15 protein-coding genes are annotated in these 14,552 nt (G+C 42.7%); 2 read left to right on the top strand and 13 right to left on the bottom strand.

The window, feature by feature from the left end; translation table 11 throughout:
- Positions 1-8: 8 nt before the first annotated feature.
- Positions 9-464, bottom strand: coding sequence for a low molecular weight protein arginine phosphatase (locus AAHB12_RS07175; protein WP_342044780.1), 456 nt, complete (start codon positions 462-464; stop codon positions 9-11).
- Positions 465-830: 366 nt separating this feature from the next.
- On the opposite strand from AAHB12_RS07175, the gene AAHB12_RS07170 reads away from it, so the two are divergent.
- Together AAHB12_RS07170 and AAHB12_RS07165 are read left to right on the top strand one after the other, a co-directional pair.
- Positions 831-1,217, top strand: a complete 387-nt coding sequence (locus AAHB12_RS07170; RefSeq protein WP_342044779.1) for a DoxX family protein — start codon at positions 831-833, stop codon at positions 1,215-1,217.
- 28 nt (positions 1,218-1,245) lie between these two features.
- A complete protein-coding gene (locus AAHB12_RS07165; protein WP_342044778.1) occupies positions 1,246-1,845 on the top strand; it encodes an alpha/beta hydrolase in 600 nt (199 codons plus the stop codon).
- A gap of 154 nt (positions 1,846-1,999) precedes the next feature.
- On the opposite strand, the gene AAHB12_RS07160 is transcribed toward AAHB12_RS07165, so the two are convergent.
- From AAHB12_RS07160 to prfA, 12 genes are all read right to left on the bottom strand, one after another.
- Positions 2,000-2,728: an ABC transporter permease gene (locus AAHB12_RS07160; protein WP_129727501.1), complete on the bottom strand. Its 729-nt coding sequence runs from the start codon at positions 2,726-2,728 to the stop codon at positions 2,000-2,002.
- On the bottom strand, positions 2,728-3,432 hold the full coding sequence (locus AAHB12_RS07155; RefSeq protein ID WP_342044777.1) for an ABC transporter permease: 705 nt from the start codon (positions 3,430-3,432) through the stop codon (positions 2,728-2,730). Before AAHB12_RS07155 ends, AAHB12_RS07160 begins: the two co-directional genes overlap by 1 nt.
- A complete protein-coding gene (locus AAHB12_RS07150) occupies positions 3,410-4,348 on the bottom strand; it encodes an ABC transporter ATP-binding protein (protein WP_342044776.1) in 939 nt (312 codons plus the stop codon). Before AAHB12_RS07150 ends, AAHB12_RS07155 begins: the two co-directional genes overlap by 23 nt.
- Positions 4,349-4,531: 183 nt before the next feature.
- Complete coding sequence (locus tag AAHB12_RS07145) at positions 4,532-5,872, bottom strand: TrkH family potassium uptake protein (RefSeq protein WP_342044775.1); 1,341 nt, start codon at positions 5,870-5,872, stop codon at positions 4,532-4,534.
- A gap of 726 nt (positions 5,873-6,598) precedes the next feature.
- Positions 6,599-7,969, bottom strand: a complete 1,371-nt coding sequence (locus AAHB12_RS07140) for a HAMP domain-containing sensor histidine kinase (protein WP_342044774.1) — start codon at positions 7,967-7,969, stop codon at positions 6,599-6,601.
- Positions 7,966-8,637 (bottom strand): response regulator transcription factor, encoded by a 672-nt coding sequence (locus AAHB12_RS07135; RefSeq protein WP_342044891.1) that lies wholly within the window; start codon positions 8,635-8,637, stop codon positions 7,966-7,968. Before AAHB12_RS07135 ends, AAHB12_RS07140 begins: the two co-directional genes overlap by 4 nt.
- Before the next feature lie 349 nt (positions 8,638-8,986).
- On the bottom strand, positions 8,987-9,547 hold the full coding sequence (locus tag AAHB12_RS07130; protein WP_129727488.1) for a manganese efflux pump MntP: 561 nt from the start codon (positions 9,545-9,547) through the stop codon (positions 8,987-8,989).
- Positions 9,548-9,604: 57 nt separating this feature from the next.
- Complete coding sequence (locus AAHB12_RS07125) at positions 9,605-10,648, bottom strand: L-threonylcarbamoyladenylate synthase (protein ID WP_342044773.1); 1,044 nt, start codon at positions 10,646-10,648, stop codon at positions 9,605-9,607.
- A gap of 107 nt (positions 10,649-10,755) precedes the next feature.
- Positions 10,756-11,214 carry a mechanosensitive ion channel protein gene (locus AAHB12_RS07120; RefSeq protein ID WP_342044772.1) on the bottom strand — a complete coding sequence of 153 codons (459 nt, stop codon included), beginning with the start codon at positions 11,212-11,214 and terminating at the stop codon, positions 10,756-10,758.
- Positions 11,215-11,273: 59 nt separating this feature from the next.
- On the bottom strand, positions 11,274-12,176 hold the full coding sequence (gene spoIIR / locus AAHB12_RS07115) for a stage II sporulation protein R (RefSeq protein WP_342044771.1): 903 nt from the start codon (positions 12,174-12,176) through the stop codon (positions 11,274-11,276).
- A 235-nt stretch (positions 12,177-12,411) separates the two neighbouring features.
- The gene (gene prmC, locus AAHB12_RS07110; protein ID WP_342044770.1) at positions 12,412-13,260 is read right to left on the bottom strand and encodes a peptide chain release factor N(5)-glutamine methyltransferase; all 849 of its coding nucleotides are present in this window, start codon (positions 13,258-13,260) and stop codon (positions 12,412-12,414) included.
- Positions 13,260-14,327: a peptide chain release factor 1 gene (prfA, locus tag AAHB12_RS07105; RefSeq protein WP_129727483.1), complete on the bottom strand. Its 1,068-nt coding sequence runs from the start codon at positions 14,325-14,327 to the stop codon at positions 13,260-13,262. The genes prmC and prfA overlap by 1 nt, the downstream gene beginning before the upstream one ends.
- Positions 14,328-14,552 lie beyond the last annotated feature (225 nt).

Genomic DNA, 14,552 nt, shown 5'->3' with positions numbered 1-14,552 from the left:
CAGCCTAATTATACATGTCCGCCGCCTTCAGCGGCTTGATTTTTCGCAAAGCGCTGCAGCAGTGCATTTAATTCATGTAAAGTCCTTCTATACACTTCGAGTGAGCCGCCGTACGGATCAGAAATATCACGATCGATACGCTCTGTATATCCGTACAACGTATGCACCTTATCCCCTAACCCCGGATAATATTGGTCAATCGTCTGCTTATGGCCTCTCGTCATCGTCAACACAACATCTGCCCATTGCAGCAATTCCTCTGTTAACTGCTGGGAAGTATGATTGATTTCTATCCCTTGTTCCTGAAGTGCCGTTTTGGCATGCGCAGAGGCATCGCTTCCTGCATCTGCAAATACACCAGCCGACTTCACTTCAAAGACCTCTTTGCCATGATGACGAAGCACCGCTTCTGCCATCGGACTACGGCATGTATTTCCCGTACATACAAACAATATGCGTTTCATCCCGTTTCCCCTTTCCTAGGTTTCGTTGTTTCCCTTTGTCTCAATCATTATAATCTTTTCCTGCCGATAAAATTGGTCATATAGTTCTTGTTATCTTCATCATACAGTACAGAAAGGTATGTTGTTAAGCAGAAAGCTATCTATTTGCTCGAACAGCTTGTTTGAAAGATCTTTTGTACCCATACGGTTTTCTTATTTCCCTTCAGCATTTTTTCACCCCACGACAAACTCGTTCTATTTCTATATTTTTTTGCATGAGACAAGAAGATAACAAATATACTTTAAAGAAGTTAATTGACAAAAGTAAGTGAAGTATCGTACTATACTTACGTAATGTAAGTTAATAACTTTTAGGAGGTTTACAACATGATGGACACAGGTCTTTTAATTATTCGTTTAGTTGTGGGAATTCTATTTATCGGGCACGGCGCCCAAAAGCTGTTCGGCTGGTTTGGCGGCTATGGCTTAAAAGGAACAGGCGGCTGGCTGGAATCAATCGGAGTGAAGCCAGGCGTGTTCATGGCATTTTTAGCAGGAGCAGGCGAGCTTGTCGGTGGTTTATTATTTGCGGCTGGTGTCTTTACATGGGCGGGTGCTGCTCTGATTACGATTACAATGCTAGTTGCGATATTTACAGTTCATGGGAAAAGCGGATTATGGAGCACGCAAAACGGCTTTGAATATAATCTCGTGCTAATTGCCGCAGCTATTGGAGTAGCACTTAGCGGTCCAGGCGCTTATACTTTGTTTTAAGTAATTATCTTTTGAAGGGAGATCAATCATGCAGCATATTTTTCAAAAGGGAACGACAGATACAACCTTACTTTTACTTCACGGCACCGGAGGAACAGAACAGGATTTGCTGCCACTTGCTGAAATGATTTCCCCTTCCGCTAACGTCTTAAGCGTACGCGGAAATGTATTGGAAAATGGGATGCCCCGCTTTTTCCGCAGACTGGCGGAGGGCATCTTTGATATAGAGGATTTAGTATTTCGCACGAAGGAATTACAGGAGTTTCTAGATGAGGCAGCGAGAAACTATGAATTTGACCGAGGCAAGGTTATCGCCATTGGTTACTCAAACGGCGCTAACATTGCCGGCAGTTTATTATTTCATTATAAGAATGCTCTGCAGGCAGCTATCTTATTTCATCCGATGGTGCCCAGACGCGGCGTCGCCCTTCCTTCTTTAACTGGAATACCGGTTTTCATTGGAGCAGGAAACAATGACCCAATTTGCCCGCCGCAGGAGACCAATGATTTAGCAGCATTGCTGCAGGATGCCGGTGCAGATGTACAGCTATATTGGCACTCCTTTGGCCACCAGCTAACACGCGACGAAGTAGCTGCGGCAAAGACTTGGTTTGAAGAAAAGCTGTGATTAGCGAGCCCCGCCCTTGGGCGAAGACAGCGGCATCGTTGCTCTTATACTTTATTCCTAAAATTTCTCGCTACGCAAATTCGCTCTTAGCTGGAAATTCACACCTTATCCAAATGGAGAAAAGTCCGGTGCAGGCCGGACTTTTTTATGTTCTTCAAATTGCTTTTTGACGAATGTACAATAATCCGGCAGCGAAGAAAAGAAGAAGGCTGCCGCAAATTGCAAAGATAAGTGACTCAAATGATGTAAAAAAGCCTCCCCACGGCCCATCCCCATTAGGAAGCATCGTTAAAAACGGCTGTACCCACGGATAATATGGAGCGTATTGCTTCGAGTTAGCTACTAGGATATTAGGAAGCGTAAACACTACATTTAAAGCAAGCGGTGCGGCAAAGCTCGACCATGCCATAGATACGAAAAGCAAGAGGGCAGCGAGAGGAAGTGTGGAAATCCATCCTCCAGCCAAGCTCTTCCACAGGGCTTCCAGCGGAATGGGATCGGTAAATCCTTTCACTGCTCCAACTAGGATCCAGCTGATTCCGAAAAGCAGCTGATTAACAGCAATTAGCACAGCAATCATAATAAATTTGGCTAAATAGACATGCTCGCGACGGACAGGAAGACTCAGCAGCTGTTTCCAGCCGCCGTGAAGATGCTCATATCTGCAAATAAAGCTCGCCAGCACTCCGATAATGAGCGGCAGCAGCAAAAGAGAATGTGTTACCGACATAGCTAATAAAGACGCAAGCCACTTCGGGCCTGATAACAAATCACTCGTCGCAAAGCCAACAACTCCGGCAAAGACAGGACTGATAAAAAGAAGCGATAAAATCCTTGTTTTTCTAATTTTAAAATACTCTGTCGTAATAAGAGCCCAAAGCATTACTTCACGTCCTTCCTTTGAAAGTCAATGATGCCGGCCAGAAGAATAACGCTTCCTGCCAAAACTCCAGCTAAAAGAAATTTTTCCTGACCTTGCCCCGCTTGCAATAGCGGCCATTTCCAAATGAACCAATCTGGTGCGGAATAGGCGTACATCGAGCAGACGCTGCCCAGAATGCCGACGGAAAGCGAATATGCTTGGTTTTGAATCGTAATTGAAAGCCAGAGCTGGATTGCAAGGATCGGGATTCCCGCTAACAGGGGATAGAAGCTGTTTTTAAAAATGAGAAGCAGCGGAATGTTATCGCCAAAATGCAAATAAACGCCTAAGATAATCGTTCCGACAAATAATAGAGCACAAGATAGCAGCAGCATGAAAAATACAATAATAAATTTGGATGAAAATACATCTCTTCGTCTAACCGGCAAACTCAACAGCTGTTTCCAGGAACTTTGTTGATGTTCAATATTTGCAATTTGTGAGGCAAGAATCGTCATGCCCAGCAATAAAGCAGGTGCGACAAACATATTGATATTTTGGATGAGTCCTAGCCAAACATCTGGCTGCTGCCGAATCAACCAGTCATACCTTACCCCGTAATTTACTATTTGCAGCGAAACGACACCGAAGGGACCTAGAAAAACAAGCAGCCAAAACCATTTTCGCTTCAGCTTCAGCAAATCAGCTTGCAGAATGTCCAACATGGTGCAGATCCCCTCCACTCGTCAATTCAAGGAAAATCTCTTCTAATGATTTCCGTTCCTCTTCTACACGATAGACAGAAATATCGTTATGAATGAGCATACGGATTACATTCGTAACATGCTCATCCTTGTTTTCCTCCAGGTAAAGTGCCCCATTTTCTTGGCTAACAGCAATCCCTTTTGTTAAGAGAAGCGCTTTTGCTCTGTCAGTATCTTGTACACGAAGCTTGATTTGAGATTTCGCCCTATTTCTCAGGATTTCAATCTTATCCTGAAAAATAAGATTTCCTTTTAAAATGATACCAACCTTCGAAGCCATTTGATCAATTTCTGAGAGCAAATGACTTGAAACTAAAACCGTTATTCCATAGCGAGCAGGCATATTTTTAATTAAATCGCGAATTTCATGAATTCCAGAAGGATCTAAGCCATTTGTCGGCTCATCAAGGATCAGCAGTTCAGGATTCCCTAACAATGCAGCTGCAATCCCAAGCCGCTGCTTCATTCCGAGAGAATACTCCTTTACCCCTCGATTCGCATCTGCTGTTAATCCTACAATGCTAAGCACTTCATCAATCCTGCTTTTTTGAACTCTAACAATTTTCCGGATGGCTTCTAAATTCTCCCGCCCCGTCAAATGGGCATAGTAAGAGGGGGATTCAACCAAGGAACCAATCCTCTGCAACGCATGCAAATGATTCCTCTTCACATCATTGCCAAACAATTCAATGGCTCCAGAGGTTGGCTTCATCAAACCAAGCAGCATGCGGATTGTTGTTGTTTTGCCTGATCCATTCGGTCCTAAAAACCCATAAATCTCACCTTTTTGAATAGATAAGTTGATTCCATTCACAGCTGCTTTTCCTTTAAAGCTTTTTACTAAATCGGTCGTTTGAATAATCATGTGTTCCTTCATTTCAATCACCTCTATAGTTATCATAGAGCGCTGCAGTTAAAACAAAGGTACTCGTTTGTTTAAAAATAGTTTAAAAACAATGGGGCTGACCTCACAATACCCGAACCGAATCTTCCCAACCCAATCACTGCGTATTGCTTGTTCATATGTACATCGCTCCTCTAAGATTGTATGACGGGGCGATTACCCAATCATGATTTTTCCTTTTGGATGCTTGAACGGATCTGGCTTTCTTCGAAGTGTAACAGCAAAAGCAATGGTCAATGGACCTACCCTTCCCGCAAACATCGTTAATATAATCAGAATTTTTCCAAATGGAGATAATTCAGGTGTTAGCCCCATAGAGAGTCCGACCGTTGCGAAAGCGGAAGTTGCTTCAAACAGAATCATTAAAAACTCTTTTCCTGGTTCTGTGATCGTTAATAGCATGGTAACCGTCATAACAAGGAGAAGACCGCTTAATGTAACAGTAAGCGCCTTATAAATCGTATCATATGGAATTCTTCTTTTGAAAAGCACTACATCTTCTTTCCCTTTTATCTGTGACCATACTGCTCCTAATAAAGTGGCCAATGTCGTTGTTTTAATTCCCCCGCCTGTAGATCCGGAAGATGCTCCAATAAACATAAGAATAATAATAAGGAACAGGGTTGGCTGTGTTAAGTCAGGGATATTGAGAGTGTTGGCCCCTGCTGTTCTCGGCGTAACAGCTTGGAACAAAGACCCTAGAAATTTACCAAACATCGATAACGGTTGTAACGTTTTTGGATTATTAAATTCAAACAAGAAAATAAGCACCGTTCCTAACACCACTAACAGGGAGCTGGTAAAAAAAACAACCTTCGTATGTAAAGAAAAACGGCGGGTTTGTCTGTATTCATATACCTCGTTCATCACGATAAACCCAATTCCCCCTAGTGTGATTAGCATACATACTACTAATGTAACAAGGGGATCTTCTACATAACCGGTCAAACTTCTAAATTCCCCCATTAAATCAAATCCTGCGTTATTAAAATTTGAAACGGAATGGAATATTCCATAATAAATAGCTCTTGGGAGTGGCATATCAAATGCGAAACGAGTTGCCAATAAAATCGCGCCAATCAATTCAATTACAATCGTAAAAATAAGAATTCTTTTTACTAAGCGGACAATACCTTCAACAGATAAATTGTTTAGGGCTTCTTGTAATAATAACCGTTCTTTCAGAGAAATCCTCTTCCCTAAAAGAAACGCAAACAAAGTCGCAAATGTCATAAATCCTAAACCACCTATTTGAATGAGAGACAAAATTACCAATTGTCCGAACATCGTGAATGTCGTTCCTGTATCCACCACCACAAGCCCTGTCACACATGTAGCAGATGTGGATGTAAATAATGCATCTAACCATAGCAGACCCTTCCCACTCGTAGTGGCTATAGGAAGGGTTAGAAGAAACGCACCTAATATAATAATGAGGGCAAACCCAGCCACCAATACCTTGGGAGGATCTAAAGAATATCTCGGTCTTTTTTTCATTCTAATTCCTCCTTACTTAAGATAAGATTCATCTCAAACAAACGAACCGTTTACTCTAATGGTCTCCTCACTCCATCAAAACATTCAACATACTTACCCTTCTTATCTATTAAAGATACATTCAATTACTAATTTTAGGAAATACTAAATTTAATTAATGACTTAAAAATAAGTATAGACACGGACGGGAAGATTAAAAAATTACTGTATGACCCGATTAAAGTAAGAATAAAATCTTTTTCATTGTGTATATTACACATCTTAACAAGGTTGGAGGAAGTATATATCACAAACTGGCTGTTCAGAAAAGGCTAATGAAAATAGAGGAATGTAGAAATGAATCGGTACTTTTATTATTTGATAATCGTAAACATGGTAGCAAATATTGTGGCATGCGTTCCGAGAATTTTATTAGAAGCTAGAACATCGGATATATTGGATTTTATCATCTCGATAGAATCGTTTACCCTTGGGTTTTCACGAGTGATTCCCTGCGGCCGGAGTTCGGCTTCATTGAGCGCCTTTTATTCATTTTTCTAGTGTTATATCTAGCTGTTTCATTCTTAAGCATTTTAATTCATTGGCATGTAGTGATAGAGCTCTTAAAAAAGATGATTTGGTTGGAACGGTTCAAATGGAAAGAGCGTAACCTTACGCCCTATCTGTTTGTTGTTGTGTTCTGGCTGATTAGTTTGAAAGTGGCCTCTTACCTAACTGAATATTAGGTCACCTTGTATACAAGCTATTTTTTGAACTGCTTTTTATCGTAATACTTGTTCCTGCACTATTAGAATCAACCTCTAAAGATAATCCCATCTCACGTACCATTACATCAACAATAACCATACCTATTCCAATGCCTTTTTGGGAGCTCTCTGCGGAGAAGCCTTTTCCTTTGTCCTGAATGGTAATTTGATTTTTTCTGACGGTTATCTTAACATATCTCCCTTCTCCTGCGTGACGAATTACATTTTGAAGCAGATTATCGATAATTCGCTCCATCCAGCTGCGGTCAATTGACCAGTGAAACACTTCAGCTGTTATATCTGCCACTACCTCTATCCCGTGTTGTTCGAGGGCCGGATACCAACTGGCAATACTGCTTCGAATGAAACGATTTATCTCCGTATCGGCAGGCCGGAAAGGATATTTGCCGCTAGATAACAGCGTATACGACAATAAATTTTCAATAAGGCTGCTCAAGAAATCAATCCTTTGGTCAATGCTCTCCAAGGCTTCTTTACCCCTGGCCGTCAGAGCTTCCTGTCTCATAGAAGCCAGGTGCCCGCGAATAATCGTAAGCGGCGTTCTCAGGTCATGAGATAAGTTAGAAATCAATTCACGCCGCAACTTTTCTTCCTGCTTCTCACGTTCGCGGCTTTCTCCCAATTCTTTTACCATCAGGTTAAAGCTCTCTTCAAGCTGGCCGATCTCATCATATTTTGAAATTGCAATTGGCAGCGGAATGCCTGATTGATGCCTGTTCTGCATCGCATTCCGCAAACGGATTAACCGTTTACGGAGGTTATTGAAAAATAGCGATGAAAACAAAATAAATAAAATGAAAATGATACAGACAAAGGAAACAAACAGATAGTTATACCCATTTGAAAGACGCTGAATCGGCGGATCCAGCAAAATACGATCTACTTTAATAACCATAAAACCAGCAGATGGGTCCTCCCCTAAAAATGCGAGTACAGTAAATGGATCTGCATCTACACTATCCTTCATAAATTGGATGGTATAAGGGACGGACCACTCTGCAGGAAGCTTATCCTTATACGAAAATGTGTCACGTGTTTTTCCTGTACGGTCAACCCAAAATACTTGCGAATCACGGTACGTTTCATGCAGGCTCTCTAGCTTACCGCGTATTTCCTCATCTGTTTTTCCCGCCAGCTTTTTAGCCTCAGCATGCCACATGCTTTCCAGTTCATTGTAGCCTTTGTAGGGTGTCTGCTCATCCTTACTTTTCAATAGAATAGTAGGGACATATGTAATAATGGATGCAAATGGGATTGCAATCGGTATAAACAAAATAGCTGCTAGTACAATTAAACTGAATTTAAAGAGTAGTGAATTATACCATTTCATTGCTTTACCCGATAACCAATCCCGCGAATTGTTTCAATAATCTCAGGCTTTGAAGGATCCTTTTCAATTTTTTCACGCAAAAAACGAATATGTACCATTAGGGTTTTATCGCCTTCGATATACGGTTCTCCCCATACCCCTTCAAATAGCTGTTCCTTCGTTAAAATTTGATTCAAATGGCGCAAGAAATAATTAAAAATTTGAAATTGCTTGCCGGTCAACATAACCTCTTCATTCGTTAACGTATTGATAATACTATTCTTTGTTTGATCTACCTCTAAGTGACGCAATTGCAGTACCGGTGATAATAACCTATCATATCTTCGCAACTGTACTTCAACGCGCTTTGCCAGTTCATCTGGGTGAAATGGTTTTGTCAAATAATCATCAGCAAATTCCAAGCCTTCTAACTTATCTTCAATAGATCCTCTTGCTGATAGCATCAGAATTGGAACTTGAGGATATTTACTTTTTAGTCGCCTGCCCAAGGAAAAACCATCCAAGCCCGGCAGCATGATGTCCAAAATCATTAAATCATATTGTTCCAAATGATGGGGAAGTTCTAAGCCTGAGGTGTACCACTCGACCGTATAGCCTCTAGACTCCAAATCACTCTTTACCCATCTCCCTATTTCCGTATCGTCCTCCAAATATAAAATATTCATGATAACAATACCCCTCCGTTTTTTCCTTTATTTTACACAATGCTTTTACTCGAGGATATACAATTCGAACATAATCCAACTTTGATTACATAAGTTTCCACATACTAAAATTTATACCCCTCCCCAACAGAAAGAAGGTATCCCAAAAGGTTAGCGCTAGACGCCTTCCTTTGGAATACCCTTTAGTATTTTTTTCACTTTAAGAAAGTATAAATTTCTAGCTAGAAGACAATTCGACGTAGTGAGAAATTTTAGGAATACAGTATAAGGGCAACTACGCCTCTGTCTTCGCCCAAAGGCAGGGCTCGCCAATCGGCGAGTTTTCTTTATCAAGAATCCTATTTTCAAGCGTTTAAAAAGGAAATAATAGCTTCAATCCAAATCCAACAAGGATGCTTCCACCAAGCACTTCCCCATATGTACCCAGCCAAGTTTTCACATGATTCCCAAGCAAAAGGCCTGCCCATGTAAGAAACATGCTGACCGCACCAAAAATAACGACCGTAGCTACTGTACGGGCTCCATAAATTCCAAGACTTAAGCCGACAGAGAAGCTGTCCAAACTTACGCTGAGAGAAAACAAAATAAGCCCGAATCCTGCCGGAGCGATCTTGCTGTCTTCTTCTCCGAACAATGATGAATAAATAATATGGAATCCTAATCCAAGGAGAAGCAGACCGCCTGCTATTGTAGAAATGGAGCCAAATTGTTCTGATAAAAAGCGCCCAATTGCCATCCCTAATAAAGGCATAATCACATGAAATATCCCGATTACAATACCTATGTAAAACATTTGCCTCAGCCTCATGGATATCATACCCATGCCGAGGCTGATAGAGAACGCGTCCAATCCTAAGGCAAATGCCATGATAATAAGGGTCATTAGCTCCCCAATTACATGTTGAATGTCCATACCTTCCCTCCTTGGACTTGCTACTTAAAGATATGCAGCGCCAAGGAAGGATAGAAGTTATTTTTCAGATATGCTGCGATGACCGGCAGCCTTTGTAAGACGGTTCATGATAGCAATCCCAATCCCTTCACCCGGGAACGCTTCGCTATAAATTACGTCAACCCCAGCATCGTCAAATGAACGCAGCACATCATACAGATGAGCGGCAACAGTCGCTAAGTCGGAGCGCTGCCCACATGGAAGGATAACAGCTGCTTCATAAAAATGCTGGTTTTCTTCTGTCGTCAGTACGCCAACCCGAAGTCCTTCCTTCTTTCTCTGCTTCACAAGATCTTGCAGGAATTCCCTCGAGCCTTCTACAATCGTAAGCGGAGCCTTTGGTGCATAATGCGTATATTTCATCCCCGGCGATTTTGGCGCCTCCGTTTCATCCTTTAAAGCTGGATCTAATAGAACTTGTCCAACTGCCGCCTCAAGCTGCTCCTTTGTAATGCCGCCCGGACGCAGAATAACCGGAATGTCTCCTGTACAATCAAGCACAGTAGATTCAACACCGATGCCAGTAGGACCGCCATCGACAATGCCGGGAATTCTTCCGTTTAAATCCTCATATACGTGAGAGGCAAGCGTCGGACTCGGACGGCCAGAGCGGTTCGCACTTGGAGCTGCAACCGGAACATTTGCTTGCCGAATAAGCGCCAACGCAAGCGGGTGGGCCGGCATGCGCACTGCTACTGTGGATAAACCAGCCGTTACCTTGTCAGACACACTCTTCTTCTTCGGGAACAGCAACGTAAGCGGACCTGGCCAAAACATCTCCATCAGTGTTTCAGCAACTGGCGGAATATATGCCGCCATGCTATCTAGCTGCTCTTTCGAGGCTATATGAACGATTAACGGATTATCGCTTGGTCTCCCCTTTGCTTCAAATATTTTCGCAACTGCTTCATCGCTTGTTGCATCCGCTCCTAATCCGTATACTGTCTCTGTCGGAAATGCGACTGTCTGTTTTTGTCGTAAAAGCGCAGCTGCCTCCGCTAATTGTGGATAACCATTTTTATTTTCCACAGATTTATCCACAATCCATACTTTTGTGTTCATAGTTACTCACATCCCTTTTCCTCTCATAATCCTTTGTTTCTTCAGTGTACTATGAAGAAACCTAACAGCACAAACAAGGTTTATCCACAAAATGTGGATAAACCTTGTTAATCTGTGGATATCCTTGTGAATAGCTGACAATTCAAAATAAATGAATCTTCCCTTTCAATGCTGCCTGCAAAGTGCTCTAATGAAGCAATTCCAACTGGAACCCGAACCTTATCCACAAGTTTAAATCCAAACAATCCAAACAGCGGCACGGAGTTTTTACTATTTGTCACCAAATACAAGTCCTCGATTTCGCGCTTATGCAGCTGCTCTAAAAACGTTTCAAGAAACCCTAGCAGCTGCATTTGCTCCACATTTGGCGAAAAAACGAGCGACCGCAGCAGAGCCGCATTTCCCGCACGTTCATATCCGATCACTGCTTGTATCGCGTCATCTTCCTCTAAAAGCATAAATTGCGAATACATATCTGGAATACGTGTATCACATATTGGTACTTGTCCAAGAAAAGCTAGTAAGTTGTCCACATCCTGTTTTGATGCAAATCGCATATTAGTCATTTCGCAGCCCCTCTCCCCATCATACAAACTACTATATGAAATGGGCCACAAAATAGAACTCATTTAGAAAAAAGGGAGGAAAATACTTCGCCGATAAAGAATTTCACCTGCGGCTCTTCCTCTTCCTTCACGACAATTTTCTTTGGCTGCTCTTTCTGATCTTCTTCTAGCTCTGTCTTCTCTTTAGCTTCTTTCTTTTTCTTTGGCTCAGAAGCTTGCTCCTCAGCTTTGGACTCCGCTATGTCCTTTGCTTTTACTGCTATTTTTGTTTCCTTTATCTTCTTTGTTTCTGCTTGGATCTCTTTTATATTTCCTTTTTCCTGCTCAGGCTGCTCCTTCTCGGCATTCTTCTTCTCCGCTGCAGTCTTTTTCGGCTTTTCTTCAGGTTTAGTTTCTTCTGTTTGCTCCTCTTCCGCAGGCTTCTCTGCTGCTGAAGCAGTCTTTACATCTTCCTGCGCAACAGCGGTACCGCTTGAGAAATCCAAGAAGCATAACGGCGGAAACAATACGCACCACCAGTTTGCACCTTCACCTTTTCCAAGCGTCACTAACACTGCCTCATACTCTCCTGCAGGATATAGAAAATTACCATATATCTTCGTCGGAAATTTAATATGCTTCCCAAATTCTACTGTAAAGGATTGGTTGCTTTTTTCTTCTCGTAACGTCTGCTCGACCGTTTTCTCTAGCTCTGGTAGGCGGCTTTGAATGATACGGCGCGCATCTTCGATAGACTTTAGATCTACAACCCAAGTATCAATTTGCGCCTTTACACGATCGCGAACCTTTCTTTTTAAAGCCTGGTCCTCTTCGGAATCACTATTTGCCAAAATCCGCAGGCGAATGGCCTCGTCCGGAATCACCTTTTGCTCAGTTGCTTCCACTGTTGTATATCCGAAATGCGCCATCATTTGCGCACCGATTACCATCAATAAAAGAAATGCGATAATTTGCTTTTTCATTCTCCCCACACCGTCCCTTCAGTAAAACAGTGTAGACACAATTCTGCCAATTTAAACTAGTAGATTAAGAAACTAGTATAAAAATTTTAAAGACCGACTTTTATAAAAGGAGCGTATAAATGTCTACGCTCCTTGCTTTGGTTCCACTTTAAGAAAGCATAAGTGCAACTACGCCTCTGTTTTCGCCCAAGAGCAGGGCTCGCCAGTCGGCGAGTTTTCTTTATAGAGCAGCGTGTTAGATCTCTGCAAATACCATTCGATCTTTTCCATTTATATCAAAAACAATCTCAACAGTTGCCGACTTAAAGGTTTGCTGCAGCATATCCCGTACCGCCTCACCTTGCCCAGCGCCTATCTCAAACGCTACAATTGCCTGCTCCCGGAGGACAAGCGGCAATTCTGTCATAAAGCGGCGGTAAAAGTCTAAGCCATCCTCCCCTCCCACAAGAGCCCGTACTGGTTCATGATCCTTTACGACAGTGGATAGACCTTGCCAATCTTCATACGGAATATAAGGAGGATTGGAAACGACTACGTCCAGTTTCTTTCCCTCTTGGATAAACGGCTGCAATAAATCGCCATGATAGAATGTTACATGAGCACCGAGGTGCTCCGCATTTCTTTTCGCCACCTCAATAGACTCCTCGGCAATATCAACAGTTGCTACCTGCAAGCCTGGATGTTCCAGCGCCAGTGTAATGGAAATCGCACCGCTTCCTGTTCCAATATCAGCAACCTCGAGCGGAGCTGAGCCGAATTTCCTTTGAATACGCTCCAGCACGCCGAGCACAAGCTCTTCCGTCTCTGGTCTTGGGATCAGTACTTCTTCATTCACAAAAAATGAGCGGCCATAAAAGGATTCCACCCCTGTTATATATTGGACAGGGATTCCCTCTCCATGCTTAGCAACTGCGTCAAAGAATGCGTTCTCTTGTTCTAGAGCTAGCTCTTCTCTCATATTCATTAAAAGCCCAGTCCGATTTGTCCCCATGATATCGCAAAGCAACAGCTCCCCTGCGTTTTCATCGCGCCCTTTCTCCCGCAAAAAAGAAGAAGCCCATTTGAGGGCTTCGTACACGCGCATTACAGTGCGGACTCCATTTTCTGTGCTTGATCTTCCATGATTAACGCATTGATGATATCATCTAGCTTCCCTTGGATAATTTGATCAAGCTTTTGAATGGTCAAGCCAATTCGGTGATCCGTTACACGGTTTTGCGGGAAGTTATATGTGCGAATACGCTCTGAGCGGTCACCTGTTCCAACTGCTTGCTTACGATTTTGATCGTACTCCGCCTGCGCCTCCTGCTGAAACTTATCATACACGCGGGCACGTAATACCTTCATCGCCTTTTCCTTGTTCTTAATCTGAGACTTTTCGTCCTGACACGATACAACAACACCTGTTGGGATATGTGTCAAACGAACAGCTGACATCGTCGTATTTACGCTCTGTCCGCCCGGTCCGCTTGATGCAAATGTATCAACACGAATATCCTTATCGTGGATTTCAATCTCTACCTCTTCCGCCTCCGGCAATACCGCTACCGTTGCCGTAGATGTATGAATGCGTCCGCCAGATTCTGTTTCTGGTACACGTTGTACGCGGTGCGCACCATTTTCGAATTTCATCTTCGAGTATGCACCGGCCCCATTAATCATGAAAATAATCTCCTTAAAGCCGCCAAGTTCTGTAGGGCTTGCCTCAATAACCTCAGACTTCCACCCCTGTACCTCGGCGTAACGGCTGTACATACGATATAAAGTACCAGCAAACAGGGCTGCTTCATCACCACCGGCAGCGCCGCGAATCTCAATAATTACGTTTTTGTCATCATTTGGATCCTTTGGAAGGAGCAATATTTTTAGGCGTCCTGCTAGCTCTGCTTCTTGCTTTTCAAGCTCAGAAACCTCTTCCTTTACCATCTCACGCATGTCTGCATCAAGCTTATCCTCAAGCATTGCTTTTGCATCCTTTAGCTGCTCGCGTACACTTTTATATTCGCGGTACACTTCCACCGTCTCTTGAATATCGGATTGTTCTTTTGAATATTCGCGAAGCTTCTTCGGATCATTTACAATTGCCGGATCACTTAACAGCTCATTTAATTTATCGTAACGGTCTTCAACCGCCTGTAAACGATCTAACATATCATTCACCTCAATCTTCAATTTCTAAGGAATAGTATATGGGAGAAAAACAAAGAAAATCAAATACGTACAGAATAAAGAAAACTCGCTGATTGGCAAGCCCTGCCTTTGGGCGAAGACAGAGGCGTAGTTGCACTTACACTGTATTCCTAAAGTTCCCCGCTACGTCGAATGAACTTCCAGCTGGGAATTTATACTTTCTTACAGTGAAACAGCAGCAGCCTG

The sequence above is a fragment of the Bacillus sp. OTU530 genome (assembly GCF_038440375.1).
This window is presented reverse-complemented; position numbering and strand designations above follow the sequence as displayed.

Excerpts from the sequence above, each read along its gene's own strand:
- spoIIR (WP_342044771.1), bottom strand. The coding sequence starts at position 12,176 with ATGAAAAAGCAAATTATCGCATTTCTTTTATTGATGGTAATCGGTGCG.
- AAHB12_RS07125 (WP_342044773.1), bottom strand. The coding sequence starts at position 10,648 with ATGAACACAAAAGTATGGATTGTGGATAAATCTGTGGAAAATAAAAAT.
- AAHB12_RS07150 (WP_342044776.1), bottom strand. The coding sequence starts at position 4,348 with ATGAAGGAACACATGATTATTCAAACGACCGATTTAGTAAAAAGCTTT.
- prmC (WP_342044770.1), bottom strand. The coding sequence starts at position 13,260 with ATGCGCGTGTACGAAGCCCTCAAATGGGCTTCTTCTTTTTTGCGGGAG.
- AAHB12_RS07130 (WP_129727488.1), bottom strand. The coding sequence starts at position 9,547 with ATGGACATTCAACATGTAATTGGGGAGCTAATGACCCTTATTATCATG.
- AAHB12_RS07120 (WP_342044772.1), bottom strand. The coding sequence starts at position 11,214 with ATGACTAATATGCGATTTGCATCAAAACAGGATGTGGACAACTTACTA.
- AAHB12_RS07160 (WP_129727501.1), bottom strand. The coding sequence starts at position 2,728 with ATGCTTTGGGCTCTTATTACGACAGAGTATTTTAAAATTAGAAAAACA.
- AAHB12_RS07170 (WP_342044779.1), top strand. The coding sequence starts at position 831 with ATGATGGACACAGGTCTTTTAATTATTCGTTTAGTTGTGGGAATTCTA.
- AAHB12_RS07155 (WP_342044777.1), bottom strand. The coding sequence starts at position 3,432 with ATGTTGGACATTCTGCAAGCTGATTTGCTGAAGCTGAAGCGAAAATGG.
- AAHB12_RS07165 (WP_342044778.1), top strand. The coding sequence starts at position 1,246 with ATGCAGCATATTTTTCAAAAGGGAACGACAGATACAACCTTACTTTTA.
- AAHB12_RS07175 (WP_342044780.1), bottom strand. The coding sequence starts at position 464 with ATGAAACGCATATTGTTTGTATGTACGGGAAATACATGCCGTAGTCCG.
- prfA (WP_129727483.1), bottom strand. The coding sequence starts at position 14,327 with ATGTTAGATCGTTTACAGGCGGTTGAAGACCGTTACGATAAATTAAAT.
- AAHB12_RS07140 (WP_342044774.1), bottom strand. The coding sequence starts at position 7,969 with ATGAAATGGTATAATTCACTACTCTTTAAATTCAGTTTAATTGTACTA.
- AAHB12_RS07145 (WP_342044775.1), bottom strand. The coding sequence starts at position 5,872 with ATGAAAAAAAGACCGAGATATTCTTTAGATCCTCCCAAGGTATTGGTG.